Below are 13,648 nucleotides of genomic sequence, written 5' to 3'. Positions count from 1 at the left end.
TGCGCCCGGGCCTCGCAGAGGCCTCTCCGGCGCACCCGGGCGCGTTCCCAGTCGTCACCTCATTCCTGGAGTCCCGCGATGGCCGCTCCCCTGTCCGACACCCCTCTGTCCCCGCTCCGGACGATCGCCGTCATCGGCCTCGGCACCATGGGCACCGGCATCGCCGAGGTCCTCGCCAAGGCCGGCCGCACGGTGATCGGCGTCGACGTCAGCGAGGCCCAGGCCGCGCGGTCCCTCGCCGCGCTGGAGGCCTCCACCGCCCGCGCCGTGCAGCGCGGCCGGCTCACCGAGCAGGAGCGCACGGCCGTCCTGGCCCGCGTCCGCGTCTCCACCGACCTGGGCACGGCCGCCGACGCCGACCTGGTCATCGAGGTGGCCCCCGAGTCGTACGAGATCAAGCAGCAGATCTTCCGTGAGCTGGACTCGGTCGTGCGGCCCGAGACGATCCTGGCCACCGGCACCAACGCGCTCTCCGTCACCCGCCTCGCCGCCGAATCGGCCCGCCCGGAGCGGGTGTTGGGGCTGCACTTCTTCAACCCGGCGCCGGCCATGAAGCTGGTCGAGGTGGTCTCCTCGGTGCTGACCGCGCCCGCCGCCGTCGCCGCCGTCACCGAGCTGGCCCTCGACCTCGGCAAGGAGCCCGTCGCGGTGGGCGACCGGCCCGGCTTCGTCGCGGACGGCCTGCTGTTCGGCTATCTCAACCAGGCGGCCGCGATGTACGAGGCCCGCTATGCCTCCCGCGAGGACATCGACGCCGCGATGCGGCTGGGCTGCGGGCTGCCGATGGGCCCGCTCGCGCTGCTGGACCTGATCGGCGTGGACACCGCCCGCACGGTCCTGGAGGCCATGTACGCCGAGTCCCGCGACCGGCTGCACGCACCCGCCCCCATCCTCAAGCAGCTCAGCGAGGCCGGTCTGACGGGCCGTAAGTCGGGCCGCGGCTTCTACACCTACGACGCCCCCGGCAGCGCGACGGTCGTCCCGGACGCGCTGACGCCCCGGTCCGGCGGAGCCGGGACCGCGGGCCGCCCGGTCGCCTCGGTCGGGGTCGCGGGCTCGGGCACCATGGCCTCCGGCATCGCCGAGGTCTTCGCCAAGGCCGGCTACGACGTCGTCCTCGCCGCCCGCAGCGAGGAGAAGGCGCAGACCGCCAAGGCCCGGATCGGCACGTCGCTCGCCCGCTCGGTCGACAAGGGCAGGCTGACCGCGGAGGCCGCCGCCCAGATCCTGGACCGGATCACCCCGGCCGGCTCCTACGACGCGTTCGCCGACGTCGACCTCGCCCTGGAGGCGGTCGCCGAGGACCTGGAGGTCAAGCAGCAGCTGTTCGCCGCCCTGGACAAGGTCTGCAAGCCCGGCGCGGTCCTCGCCACGACGACCTCCTCGCTGCCGGTCGTCGCCTGCGCCCGCGCCACCTCGCGCCCGCAGGACGTGATCGGGATGCACTTCTTCAACCCCGCTCCGGCGATGAAGCTGGTCGAGGTGGTCCGCACGGTGCTGACGGCCGACGACGTCCACGCCACGGTCCGCGAGGTGTGCGCCCGGATCAAGAAGCACGCCGTCGACTGCGGGGACCGCGCCGGCTTCATCGTGAACGCGCTGCTCTTCCCGTACCTCAACAACGCGATCAAGATGGTGCAGGAGCACTACGCGACCCTCGACGACATCGACGCGGCGATGAAGCTGGGCGGCGGCTACCCGATGGGCCCCTTCGAGCTGCTGGACGTCGTCGGGCTCGACGTCTCGCTCGCCATCGAGAAGGTCCTGCACCGCGAGTTCCGCGACCCGGGACTGGCTCCGGCCCCGCTCCTGGAGCACCTGGTGGCCGCGGGCTGCCTCGGCCGCAAGACCGGCCGCGGCTTCCGCGAATATGCCCGCCGCTGACGGGCCCGGCGACCGGCGCCCGGCGCGCGGGGACTGGGGCGGGCTGCTCGGGCCCGCCGGCGGGCCCCCGCGCGCCGGGGGCCGGGCAGGACCCGGACCTGCGCACCGAGCTGCGCACATGCAGTACGTTCAGGTCATGTCCCAGCCCGCCAGGTCCTCACGCACACCCGTCACGTCCGACGCGCCCGAGAGCGCCGCGGGCAGCCGCGCGGCCGCCCAACGGCTCAAGATGCGCCGAGAACTGGCGGCCGCGGCCATGGAGCTGTTCTCGACCAAGGGATACGAGGCGACCACGGTCGACGAGATCGCGGCCGCGGCCGGGGTCGCCCGCCGCACCTTCTTCCGGCACTTCCGCTCCAAGGAAGAGGCGATCTTCCCCGACCACGACGACACCCTGATCCGGGCGGAGGCCGTCCTGAACGCGGCCCCCGCGCACGAGCATCCGCTCGACACGGTGTGCCGTGGCATCAAAGAGGTCATGAAGATGTACGCGGCCCGGCCGGAGATCTCGGTCGCCCGCTACAAGCTGACGCGCGAGGTGCCCACGCTGCGCGAGGCGGAGATCGCGTCGGTGGCCCGCTACGAGCGCCTCTTCACCCGCTACCTGCTCGGCCACTTCGACGAGCACGCGCACGACGACGACGCCAACGACGATCCGCTGCTGGCCGAGGTCGCCGCGTCCGCCGTGGTCACCGCCCACAACCACGTGCTGCGGCGCTGGCTCAGGGCGGGCGGGCAGGGTGACGTCGAGGCCCAGCTCGACCACGCCTTCGCGATCGTCCGCCGCACCTTCGGCACCGGCATCGGGGCCGGGCGCAGCGGCGCGGGCGCCTCGCGGCCGGCCCCGGCGGCGGTCTCCGCGCAGGGCGAGGTGCTGGTGACGGTCGCCCGGACCGACGCCTCGCTGGACGAGGTCATGCGCACCATCGAGCAGGCGCTCAAGGAGCGCTGAGACCCTCGGGTCCCGATCGGGTCCGCCTCCCGCTGTGATGACGGCCACCCCACGGGGTGGCCGTTTTGGCGTGTCGGAGCACCTTTTGGCGCAGATTTCAGAGGGCGTTCGATCGATCATCGCTCATGTGTTACGTAAAGATTTCATCTGAGTGGAAGTTCTGGCACTCAGTGCCTTGCGGGGTGACACGCGGTGTCATACGTTGAAGGTGTCCGGGCGGCCGGCGTGCAGCGACCACACGTACGCCGGCTGTCCCCGCAACCTCATGGATTGCGCGCCCGGACGCCTGCGTCACAGGCAACCTCCCGCGCCACAAAGCGCTGCCGAACAGCACACCGCCGAACCGACGGCACCTTCCACCACACCCTCAGCAGCACCGTCGTAACCCTCAGCGCCCCTCCCTCAGGGCGTTCACCGCCGGAGGCAACACCGTGACCATGCAGAAGATCCTGGACGCGATCCAGTCGCCGGAGTCCACCCCGGCCGACTTCGCCGCTCTGCCGCTCCCCGAGTCCTATCGTGCGATCACCGTGCACAAGGACGAGACGGAGATGTTCGCGGGCCTGGAGACCCGGGACAAGGACCCGCGCAAGTCGATCCACCTGGACGAGGTGGCCCTGCCCGAGCTCGGGCCGGGCGAGGCCCTGGTGGCCGTCATGGCCTCCTCGGTCAACTACAACTCCGTGTGGACCTCCATCTTCGAGCCGGTGTCGACGTTCTCCTTCCTGGAGCGCTACGGCAGGCTCAGCGAGCTCACCAAGCGGCACGACCTGCCGTACCACATCATCGGCTCCGACCTCGCGGGCGTGGTCCTGCGCACCGGTCCGGGCGTCAACGCCTGGCACCCCGGCGACGAGGTCGTCGCGCACTGTCTCTCCGTCGAGCTGGAGTCCTCGGACGGCCACAACGACACGATGCTCGACCCCGAGCAGCGCATCTGGGGCTTCGAGACCAACTTCGGCGGGCTCGCGGAGATCGCGCTGGTCAAGTCCAACCAGCTGATGCCCAAGCCGGACCACCTGAGCTGGGAGGAGGCGGCGGCCCCGGGCCTGGTCAACTCCACCGCCTACCGGCAGCTGGTCTCCCGCAACGGCGCCGGCATGAAGCAGGGCGACAACGTCCTGATCTGGGGCGCGAGCGGCGGCCTCGGCAGCTACGCCACGCAGTTCGCGCTGGCCGGCGGCGCCAACCCGATCTGCGTCGTCTCCTCGCCGCAGAAGGCGGACATCTGCCGGGCCATGGGCGCCGAGGCGATCATCGACCGCACCGCCGAGGACTACCGGTTCTGGAAGGACGAGCATCACCAGGACCCCAAGGAGTGGAAGCGCTTCGGCAAGCGCATCCGCGAGCTCACCGGCGGCGAGGACGTCGACATCGTCTTCGAGCACCCCGGCCGTGAGACCTTCGGTGCGTCCGTCTACGTCACGCGCAAGGGCGGCACCATCGTCACCTGCGCCTCGACCTCGGGCTACAACCACGAGTACGACAACCGCTACCTGTGGATGTCCCTGAAGCGGATCATCGGCTCGCACTTCGCCAACTACCGTGAGGCCTGGGAGGCCAACCGGCTGGTCGCGAAGGGCAAGATCCACCCGACGCTGTCGAAGGTCTACTCCCTGGAGGAGACCGGCCAGGCCGCCTACGACGTGCACCGCAACCTCCATCAGGGCAAGGTCGGCGTCCTCGCGCTGGCCCCCCAGGAGGGCCTGGGCGTGCGCGACGAGGACAAGCGCGCCCAGCACATCGACGCCATCAACCGCTTCCGCAACATCTGAGACACCCGAGGTCATAGATGACTGAGCGTCAGTTCGCCGAAGGAAAGCGGGAGAAGGACCGGCCGTGGCTCATGCGCACGTACGCCGGCCACTCCACGGCCGAGGCGTCCAACGAGCTGTACCGGCGCAACCTCACCAAGGGCCAGACGGGTCTGTCGGTCGCGTTCGACCTGCCCACCCAGACCGGCTACGACTCCGACCACGTCCTCGCCCGCGGCGAGGTCGGCCGGGTCGGCGTCCCGGTGGCCCATCTCGGCGACATGCGCAGGCTGTTCCAGGACATCCCCCTGGAGCAGATGAACACCTCGATGACGATCAACGCCACCGCCATGTGGCTGCTGGCGCTCTACCAGGTCGTCGCCGAGGAGCAGGGTGCGGACGTCACCCTGCTCCAGGGCACGACCCAGAACGACATCGTCAAGGAGTACCTGTCCCGGGGGACGCACGTCTTCCCCCCGGGGCCGAGCCTGCGTCTCACGACGGACATGATCGCCTACACGGTGTCCCACATGCCGAAGTGGAACCCGATCAACATCTGCAGCTACCACCTGCAGGAGGCCGGGGCCACGCCGGTGCAGGAGATCGCGTACGCGATGTCCACGGCGATCGCCGTGCTCGACGCCGTCCGTGACTCCGGCCAGGTGCCGGCCGACAAGTTCGGCGACGTCGTCGCCCGCATCTCCTTCTTCGTGAACGCGGGCGTGCGCTTCGTCGAGGAGATGTGCAAGATGCGCGCCTTCGGCCGCATCTGGGACCAGATCACCCGCGAGCGCTACGGCATCGAGAACCCCAAGCAGCGCCGCTTCCGCTACGGCGTCCAGGTCAACTCGCTGGGGCTCACCGAGGCGCAGCCGGAGAACAACGTCCAGCGGATCGTGCTGGAGATGCTCGCGGTGACGCTGTCGAAGGACGCCCGCGCGCGTGCCGTGCAGCTGCCGGCCTGGAACGAGGCGCTCGGACTGCCCCGGCCCTGGGACCAGCAGTGGTCGCTGCGCATCCAGCAGGTCCTCGCCCACGAGAGCGACCTGCTGGAGTACGAGGACATCTTCGAGGGCTCGCACGTCGTCGAGGCCAAGGTCGCCGAGCTGGTCGGGGCGTCCCTCGCGGAGATCGGGCGGATCCAGGAGATGGGCGGCGCGATGGCCGCCGTCGAGTCCGGCTATCTCAAGTCGCAGCTCGTCTCCTCGCACGCCGAGCGCAGGGCCCGGATCGAGTCCGGGCAGGAGAAGATCATCGGCGTCAACATCTTCGAGACGACCGAGCCCAACCCGCTGACCGCCGATCTCGACACCGCGATCCAGACGGTCGACCCGGCGGTCGAGGCCCGCGTCGTCGCCTCCCTGCAGCACTGGCGCGACACGCGGTACCAGCCGCCCTTCAACCACCCGCGCCCGTGCAAGGCGCTGGAGAAGCTGAAGGAAGCCGCGAAGGGCACCGCCAACCTCATGGAGGCGACCCTGGAGTGCGCCCGCGCCGGGGTCACGACCGGCGAGTGGGCCGGGGCGCTGCGCGAGGTGTTCGGCGAGTTCCGCGCACCGACGGGCGTGTCGTCGGCGCCGGTGGCGGTCCCGGCGGAGGAGGGCTCGGCCATGGCCGACGTCCGCCGCAGGGTCGACCTGACCGCGAAGGACATGGGCGTGGGCAAGCTGCGCTTCCTGGTCGGCAAGCCGGGCCTGGACGGGCACTCCAACGGCGCAGAGCAGATAGCCGTGCGCGCGCGTGACGCCGGGTTCGAGGTGGTCTACCAGGGCATCCGGCTGACGCCCGAGCAGATCGTGGACGCCGCGCTGGAGGAGGACGTCCACGCGGTGGGCCTGTCCATCCTCTCCGGCTCGCACGCCCAACTGGTGCCGGACGTCCTCGAACGGCTCCGTGTGGCCGGTGCCACAGACATCCCGGTGATCGCCGGTGGCATCATCCCGAATGGAGACGCCGAGCAGCTCAGGGCTGCGGGCGTGGCCGCGGTCTTCACCCCGAAGGACTTCGACATCACCGGAATCATCGGCCGCATCGTCGACGAGATCCGCAAAGCGAACAAGCTCGACCCCCTGGAGGTCCCCGCATGACTGTCAACCGTCTTCGTCCGCGGCGCTCCTGTCTCGCGGTCCCGGGCAGCAATCCCCGCTTCCTGGAGAAGGCGCAGGGTCTGCCGGCGGACCAGGTCTTCCTGGACCTCGAGGACGCGTGCGCGCCGCTGGCCAAGCCCGAGGCACGCCACACCATCGTCAAGTTCCTCAACGAGGGCGACTGGACGGGCAAGACGAGGGTCGTGCGCGTCAACGACTGGACGACCGAGTGGACGTACCGCGACGTCGTGACGGTGGTCGAGGGCGCCGGCCCCAACCTCGACTGCATCATGCTGCCGAAGGTGCAGAACGCCCAGCAGATCGTCGCCCTGGACCTGCTGCTGACGCAGATCGAGAAGACCATGGGCTTCGAGGTCGGCAAGATCGGCATCGAGGCGCAGATCGAGAACGCGCAGGGCCTGAACAACGTCAACGAGATCGCGCAGGCCTCGCCGCGCATCGAGACGATCATCTTCGGACCGGCCGACTTCATGGCGTCGATCAACATGAAGTCGCTGGTCGTGGGCGAGCAGCCGCCCGGCTACCCGGCGGACGCCTACCACTACATCCTGATGAAGATCCTGATGGCCGCCCGCGCCAACGACCTCCAGGCGATCGACGGCCCCTACCTGCAGATCCGCAACGTCGACGGCTATCGCGAGGTCGCCGGACGCGCCGCCGCCCTCGGCTTCGACGGCAAGTGGGTGCTGCACCCGGGCCAGGTCGAGGCGTCCAACGAGATCTTCTCGCCGTCGCAGGAGGACTACGACCACGCCGAGCTCATCCTGGACGCGTACGACTACTACACGTCCGAGGCGGGCGGCAAGAAGGGCTCGGCGATGCTCGGCGACGAGATGATCGACGAGGCCAGCCGCAAGATGGCGCTGGTCATCTCCGGCAAGGGACGGGCGGCCGGCATGCGGCGCACGTCGAAGTTCGAGACCCCCGACAACTAAGGAGCGCTGAGCGCGATGCAGTTCGGACGCACCTACGAGGAGTTCGAGGTCGGGGCGACGTACAAGCACTGGCCGGGCAAGACGGTCACCGAGTACGACGACCACCTGTTCTGTCTCCTCACCATGAACCACCACCCCCTCCACATGGACGCGAACTATGCGGAGCGGACGACCGACTTCGGCAAGAACGTCGTCGTGGGCAACTACGTCTACTCGCTCCTGCTCGGCATGTCCGTGCCGGACGTCTCCGGCAAGGCGATCGCCAACCTGGAGATCGAGTCGCTCAAGCACGTCGCGCCCACCTTCCACGGGGACACGATCTACGGGCAGACGACCGTGCTCGACAAGTGGCCCTCGAAGTCGAAGAACGACCGCGGGATCGTCTACGTCGAGACCAAGGGCTACAAGCAGGACGGCACGCTGGTGTGCGTGTTCCGCCGCAAGGTGATGGTGCCGACCGAGACGTACATCAAGGAGCGCGGCGGCGAGCAGCCCGGCCGCCCGGAACTTCAGGAAGGCTGACCGATGGCCCGCCTCGCCCAGACCGCCGGTCTGACCGACGTCCAGCAGGAGATCCTCTCCACCGTCCGCGACTTCGTGGACAAGGAGATCATCCCGGTCGCGACCGAGCTGGAGCACCGCGACGAGTACCCCCAGCAGATCGTCGACGGCCTGAAGGAGTTGGGCCTGTTCGGTCTGATGATCCCCGAGGAGTACGGCGGCCTGGGCGAGTCGCTCCTCACCTACGCCCTGTGCGTGGAGGAGATCGCCCGCGGCTGGATGTCCGTCTCGGGCATCATCAACACCCACTTCATCGTGGCGTACATGCTCAAGCAGCACGGCACGCAGGAGCAGAAGGACCACTATCTGCCGAGGATGGCGGCCGGCGACGTCCGCGGCGCGTTCTCCATGTCGGAGCCGGCCCTCGGCTCGGACGTGTCCGCGATCACGTCGAAGGCGGTGAAGGACGGCGACGAGTACGTCCTCAACGGCCAGAAGATGTGGCTGACGAACGGCGGGACCTCGTCCCTGGTGGCCGTTCTGGTGCGAAGTGACGAAGGACACCCCGAGGGGACGGCCCCCCACAAGTCGATGACGACCTTCCTGATCGAGAAGGAGCCCGGCTTCGGAGAGGTCCGCCCCGGCCTGACCATCCCGGGCAAGATCGACAAGATGGGCTACAAGGGCGTCGACACCACCGAGCTGATCATGGACGGCCTGCGCCTTTCCGCCGATCGGGTGCTCGGCGGGGTCACCGGCCGAGGTTTTTACCAAATGATGGACGGCGTCGAGGTTGGGCGCGTGAACGTCGCGGCGCGTGGCTGCGGCGTCGCTCAGCGTGCCTTCGAGCTCGGCGTGCGCTACGCCCAGCAGCGCCACACGTTCGGCAAGCCGATCTCCCAGCACCAGGCGATTCAGTTCAAGCTGGCCGAGATGGCTACCAAGGTCGAGGCCGCCCATGCCATGATGGTGAACGCCGCACGCAAAAAGGACTCGGGAGAACGAAACGACCTTGAGGCAGGGATGGCGAAGTACCTCGCCTCCGAGTACTGCAAGGAGGTCGTGGAGGACTCCTTCCGGATCCACGGCGGGTACGGCTTCTCCAAGGAGTACGAGATCGAGCGCCTCTACCGTGAGGCCCCGATGTTGCTGATCGGTGAAGGCACCGCCGAAATCCAGAAAATGATCATCGGGCGCAGATTGCTCGAGGAGTACCGGTTCCAGGGCTGATTGTCCGAGTTGGGGGTGTTTTCTTCGAGAAGAAGATCACACCCTGTCAACTTCCCCCAGCCGTCGACTCCGCTTCCTGGCTTACCCAGTTGTGGCCACGAACCGCTACGATCGCGGAAAGCCGCCGTCCCCCCGTCGAAGCGCGGCATCATCCGCTACGAAGGTCATCCATGCCCCACAGCCAAACCTCTGCACACCGCGACAGCCTGGTAGGCGCACGCCTCGCGCGCGGAGCATCGCCGTGGCTCCTGCCGACCGTCGCCACCGCGGCCGTCAGCCTGCTGCGCGCCCGCCGCTCGGGCGCCGCCAAGGCCGTCGCCGTGCCCGCCACCGCTCTCGCGGCGGGCATGCTGTGGTTCTTCCGCGACCCCGAGCGCGAGATCGCCCCGGGCCGGGTCATCTCCCCCGCCGACGGTGTGGTGCAGAGCATCATGCCGTGGAAGGACGGACGCACCCGGGTCGCGATCTTCATGAGCCCGCTGAACGTCCACGTCAACCGCGCGCCGCTGGCCGGCACCGTGACGTCGGTCGAGCACATCCCCGGCGGATTCGTGCCGGCGTTCAACAAGGAGAGCGAGAACAACGAGCGCGTCGTCTGGCACTTCGACACCGAACTCGGTGACATCGAGATGATCCAGATCGCCGGAGCCGTCGCGCGCCGCATCGTCCCCTACGTCCCCGAGGGCACGAAGGTCGAGCAGGGCGAGCGGATCGGCCTGATCCGTTTCGGCTCGCGCGTCGACGTCTACCTGCCCGAGGGCGTGGAGGTCGCGGTCGAGGTGGGGCAGAAGACCGTGGCAGGGGTGACTCGCATTGACCGTGATTGACCCGGAGACCCAGGCGGGCTGGGTGCCCGAGGCGGACGACGTGGACGACGAGGAGGAGATGCCCCTCTCTCTGCGGCTGTCGATAGCGGACACCCTCACCCTCGGCAACGCCACGTGCGGCTTCATGGCGGTGTACTTCACCACCACGGGGATCCTGATCCCGCACCTCACCGGCAGCCAGGAGTCCGGCATGGCCCGGCACAGCGCCGCCACCGCCGTCATCCTGATGCTCTGCGCGGCCGTCTTCGACCTCTTCGACGGCCTGGTCGCGCGCAAGCTCCGCTCCTCGCCGATGGGCGCCGAGCTGGACAACCTGTCGGACCTGATCAGCTTCGGCCTGGCCCCGGCGTACTTCGTCCTGGTCTACGGCATGGTCGCCGACGACGCGCACCAGCGGGTCGCGGCGGTCGGCGCGATCGTGGTGCTGCTCGCGGTGGTCCTGAGGCTCGCGAGATTCTCGTGCGTGACCGTCAAGGACGGCACCTTCCAGGGCATGCCGTCTCCGTTCGGCGCGCTCACGGTCGTCTCGATCGTGCTTCTGGAGCTGCCCTTCGCGGCGACGCTGATGGCCATCCTGGGCACCGCCTGGCTGATGGTGAGCCGGGTCGAGTACCCCAAGCCGCGGGGCCGCCTCGCCGGCGCGATGCTCGCCTGGATCGTCCTGTCGATGGGCCTCCTGGCGGCCTGGGCGTTCGACGCCCCGAGCGGGCAGCTGCTGCTGCAGACGGGCTGCGCGCTGCAGCTGGTCATGGGCGCGGTCATCCCGCTGTTCGCCACGGCCCGCCGGGTGAACAACTTCCGCGACAACCGGCGCGAGGCCCGTGCGGCGCAGCTGCCCTGATCCTCGTCCCAGCGTGAAACGGGTGTGGCCCGGGCCTTCACAGGCTCGGGCCACACCCGTTTGACGGGTCAACTACCTCTCCCCCACACCCATTTGCAGGGCACGACAAAGAAGAGGACCGTGGAACCAGGGGGATTCACAGGGATTCACTGGGATATGTCCCCCAGAGGTATGTCCCGTGTGATGGATCTCCGTCCCGCGCGATGGATCGGAGGACGGCCATGCCTGCACACACCCCCACGGACCACTTCGTCCCGCACGTCTCGACGATCCCGGCGAACGCGGGCCAGAGCGTGAAGCTGTTCGTCCGGGAATACGACGGCACCAAGCCGGGCCACACCGCCCAGCCCGTCCTGATGCTCCACGGCAGAAGCGTGCCGGCGACCGCCGGGTTCGACCTCGTGCTCCCCCCGGGGTCCGGCGGCGCGCCGACCCGGTACAGCTGGGCGCAGGACCTGGCCGCCGACGGCTACGACGTGTTCCTCATGGACCTGCAGGGCAGCGGACGCTCACCCCGCCCCCAGATGGACAACCCGTGCAACGCCAACCCCGCCCAGCAGCAGGACGTCCTGGTGCCCAACCCCCTGGCCGCGCCCTGCGCCCCCGCCTACCCCCACCAACTGGGCAACTCCGAGAGCGAGTGGGCGGAGCTGAAGACCGTCGTCGAGTTCATCCGGGCACTGCCCGGCAAAGACCATCCGATCGACTTCGTCGGCTGGTCCGCGGGCGCGTTCGTCATGGGCCCCTACACGCTCCAGCACCCCGGTGACGTCAAGAGCCTGCTCCTGCTCGCGCCGATCTTCCCGCCGCAGGGCCGCTGGTCCACGCACCCCGCAGACCCCTTCGGGCGCCCGCCGGATGCGACGACCCTGCCCCTGTCCCTGCCGGCCTTCACGTTCGGCTACCCGATGAACGTCGGCAGCAAGACCGGCTTCAAGAGCGGCTGGGACAAGGAGCAGATCGGCCCGACGCAGCGCGAACCCGACGTCGCGGACAAGGTGTGGGCCGCCTTCATGGAGAACGATCCCGTCGGCAGCCAGTGGGGTCCCGAACTGTCGCCGGGCGTGTTCGAGGGCGTCCTGCGGTACCGGAACTCCTACTGGTGGGGGTGGAACGAGCAGACCGTCCCGCACAAGGACCCCACAGGCGCCTTCGTCCTCGGCGACCGGGTGCCCGTGCTCATCCTCTACGGCGAGCAGGACACGCAGGCCAACACCTCGGCGGCCCTCCCCCCGGTCCTGCACTTCTCCGTCCCGGACCTCTACCGGGCCGTCCCCGGACCGGACAAGCTGATGTTCAAGCTGGCCGTCGCGGGGCATTCCGTGGTCTGGGAACGCAACGCCAAGGTCGTGCAGCGCTTCGCCCGGCAGTGGCTGGACAAGGGCAAGGTCGAGGGCCTCACCGGCGGCAGCTACTACCGGGACGAGTACGGCGAGCTGTTCCCCGTCGTCTAGCGGGCGCCGCCCTCAGGTGAGGAAGTCCCGCCCGATCCGCTCGGCGACCCGTTCCAGGAGGGGCCCCGCGTCCGCGACGCACGTGGCGATGTCCGGCTCGACGTCGGTCAGCGGGTACGCCCGCCGGATGCCGGCCCGCCCCAGCGCCTCGGGCGGGAGCCTCAGCCGCCCGCACACCGCGACGACGTCCTTGCCGGCCGCGCGGGCGGCCGCGGCGACGCCCGCGGGGGCCTTGCCGTGCAGGGTCTGCTCGTCGAGCGAGCCCTCCCCCGTGATCACCAGCTCGGCCGGTTCCAGCGCCGCCGCGAAGCCCAGCACGTCGAGCATGACCTCGATGCCGGCGCGGAAGCGCGCGCCGACCAGCAGCGCCCCGTAGCCGATGCCGCCCGCCGCCCCCGCGCCGGGCGCCGCGGCGTGCGCGGCCGCCCTGGGCCCCACCTCGGTCTCCAGGACCTTCGCGTAGTGGGCGAGCGCCGCGTCCAGCGTCTCGACGTCGTCCGGCGAGGCGCCCTTCTGCGGTCCGTAGACCGCCGGCGCGCCCTTCGGACCGGTCAGCGGGTTGTCGACGTCGCTCGCCAGGACCAGTTCCACGGCCGACAAGCGGGGGTCCAGCTCCGAGAGGTCCGCCCGCGCCAGACGAGCGAGGCCGCCGCCGCCCGGCGCCACCGGCTCGCCGTCCGCGTCGAGGAACCGCGCGCCGAGGGCGGTCAGCATGCCCACGCCGCCGTCGGTGGTCGCGCTGCCGCCGACGCCGAACACGATCGTGCGCACGCCCTCGTCCAGCGCGGCGCGCAGCAGTTCTCCCGAGCCGTACGTCGACGCCGTGAGCGGGGCGAGAACGCCGGCGGGGAGCCGTTGCAGCCCGCTCGCCTCGGCCATCTCCACGACCGCCGTGTCGCCGCGCACCGCGAACGCCGCCGCGACCTCCTGGCCGAGGGGCCCGGCGACGCGAACCTCCCGCCGCTCGAAGCCGGCCGCGACCGCCGCGGCCACGGTGCCGTCGCCGCCGTCGGCCACCGGCAGAGCCGTCACCTCGACGTCCGGCACGGCCCGGCGCAGCCCCGCCGTCACCCGCTCGGCGACCTCCACGGCCGTCAGCGAGCCCTTGAACTTGTCCGCGGCCACGAGCACCCGTCGGGTGCCCTGCGCTGCAGCGTCCGCC

The 13,648-nt window shown here is 70.0% G+C and carries 11 protein-coding genes; 10 read left to right on the top strand and 1 reads right to left on the bottom strand.

From position 1 onward, the window contains the following. Window positions 1–78: 78 nt before the first annotated feature. The 10 genes from Sri02f_RS32405 (at window position 79) to Sri02f_RS32360 (ending at window position 12,486) form a co-directional block, all read left to right on the top strand. The gene (locus Sri02f_RS32405; protein ID WP_109004890.1) at window positions 79–1,884 is read left to right on the top strand and encodes a 3-hydroxyacyl-CoA dehydrogenase family protein; all 1,806 of its coding nucleotides are present in this window, start codon (window positions 79–81) and stop codon (window positions 1,882–1,884) included. A gap of 136 nt (window positions 1,885–2,020) precedes the next feature. After that, the gene (locus Sri02f_RS32400) at window positions 2,021–2,836 is read left to right on the top strand and encodes a TetR family transcriptional regulator (protein ID WP_245970906.1); all 816 of its coding nucleotides are present in this window, start codon (window positions 2,021–2,023) and stop codon (window positions 2,834–2,836) included. A gap of 437 nt (window positions 2,837–3,273) precedes the next feature. Further along, entirely contained in the window at window positions 3,274–4,611 is a 1,338-nt protein-coding gene (gene ccrA / locus Sri02f_RS32395) for a crotonyl-CoA carboxylase/reductase (RefSeq protein WP_167467668.1), read from the top strand. A 17-nt stretch (window positions 4,612–4,628) separates the two neighbouring features. Beyond that, window positions 4,629–6,677, top strand: coding sequence for an ethylmalonyl-CoA mutase (locus tag Sri02f_RS32390; protein WP_109004887.1), 2,049 nt, complete (start codon window positions 4,629–4,631; stop codon window positions 6,675–6,677). Then, on the top strand, window positions 6,674–7,633 hold the full coding sequence (locus Sri02f_RS32385; RefSeq protein WP_109004886.1) for an HpcH/HpaI aldolase/citrate lyase family protein: 960 nt from the start codon (window positions 6,674–6,676) through the stop codon (window positions 7,631–7,633). Before Sri02f_RS32390 ends, Sri02f_RS32385 begins: the two co-directional genes overlap by 4 nt. Window positions 7,634–7,648: 15 nt before the next feature. Next, the gene (locus Sri02f_RS32380; protein WP_109004885.1) at window positions 7,649–8,155 is read left to right on the top strand and encodes a MaoC family dehydratase; all 507 of its coding nucleotides are present in this window, start codon (window positions 7,649–7,651) and stop codon (window positions 8,153–8,155) included. Window positions 8,156–8,158: 3 nt separating this feature from the next. Next, window positions 8,159–9,364 (top strand): acyl-CoA dehydrogenase family protein, encoded by a 1,206-nt coding sequence (locus tag Sri02f_RS32375; protein WP_109004884.1) that lies wholly within the window; start codon window positions 8,159–8,161, stop codon window positions 9,362–9,364. A 170-nt stretch (window positions 9,365–9,534) separates the two neighbouring features. After that, window positions 9,535–10,191: a phosphatidylserine decarboxylase gene (locus tag Sri02f_RS32370; protein WP_069771733.1), complete on the top strand. Its 657-nt coding sequence runs from the start codon at window positions 9,535–9,537 to the stop codon at window positions 10,189–10,191. Between the two features lie 22 nt (window positions 10,192–10,213). After that, on the top strand, window positions 10,214–11,032 hold the full coding sequence (pssA, locus tag Sri02f_RS32365; RefSeq protein ID WP_109004883.1) for a CDP-diacylglycerol--serine O-phosphatidyltransferase: 819 nt from the start codon (window positions 10,214–10,216) through the stop codon (window positions 11,030–11,032). A 221-nt stretch (window positions 11,033–11,253) separates the two neighbouring features. Further along, a complete protein-coding gene (locus Sri02f_RS32360; protein ID WP_109004882.1) occupies window positions 11,254–12,486 on the top strand; it encodes an alpha/beta hydrolase in 1,233 nt (410 codons plus the stop codon). Between the two features lie 12 nt (window positions 12,487–12,498). On the opposite strand, the gene Sri02f_RS32355 is transcribed toward Sri02f_RS32360, so the two are convergent. After that, on the bottom strand, window positions 12,499–13,617 hold the full coding sequence (locus tag Sri02f_RS32355) for a glycerate kinase (protein ID WP_109004881.1): 1,119 nt from the start codon (window positions 13,615–13,617) through the stop codon (window positions 12,499–12,501). Between the last annotated feature and the right edge of the window lie 31 nt (window positions 13,618–13,648).

Source organism: Streptomyces rishiriensis, from assembly GCF_003112535.1.
Classification (GTDB): Bacteria; Actinomycetota; Actinomycetes; order Streptomycetales; family Streptomycetaceae; genus Streptomyces; species Streptomyces rishiriensis.
This window is presented reverse-complemented; position numbering and strand designations above follow the sequence as displayed.

Bases quoted from the DNA above. Each gene is read 5' to 3' on its own strand.
- Sri02f_RS32405 (WP_109004890.1), top strand. From the start codon at position 79: ATGGCCGCTCCCCTGTCCGACACCCCTCTGTCCCCGCTCCGGACGATC.
- Sri02f_RS32400 (WP_245970906.1), top strand. From the start codon at position 2,021: ATGTCCCAGCCCGCCAGGTCCTCACGCACACCCGTCACGTCCGACGCG.
- ccrA (WP_167467668.1), top strand. From the start codon at position 3,274: ATGCAGAAGATCCTGGACGCGATCCAGTCGCCGGAGTCCACCCCGGCC.
- Sri02f_RS32390 (WP_109004887.1), top strand. From the start codon at position 4,629: ATGACTGAGCGTCAGTTCGCCGAAGGAAAGCGGGAGAAGGACCGGCCG.
- Sri02f_RS32385 (WP_109004886.1), top strand. From the start codon at position 6,674: ATGACTGTCAACCGTCTTCGTCCGCGGCGCTCCTGTCTCGCGGTCCCG.
- Sri02f_RS32380 (WP_109004885.1), top strand. From the start codon at position 7,649: ATGCAGTTCGGACGCACCTACGAGGAGTTCGAGGTCGGGGCGACGTAC.
- Sri02f_RS32375 (WP_109004884.1), top strand. From the start codon at position 8,159: ATGGCCCGCCTCGCCCAGACCGCCGGTCTGACCGACGTCCAGCAGGAG.
- Sri02f_RS32370 (WP_069771733.1), top strand. From the start codon at position 9,535: ATGCCCCACAGCCAAACCTCTGCACACCGCGACAGCCTGGTAGGCGCA.
- Sri02f_RS32360 (WP_109004882.1), top strand. From the start codon at position 11,254: ATGCCTGCACACACCCCCACGGACCACTTCGTCCCGCACGTCTCGACG.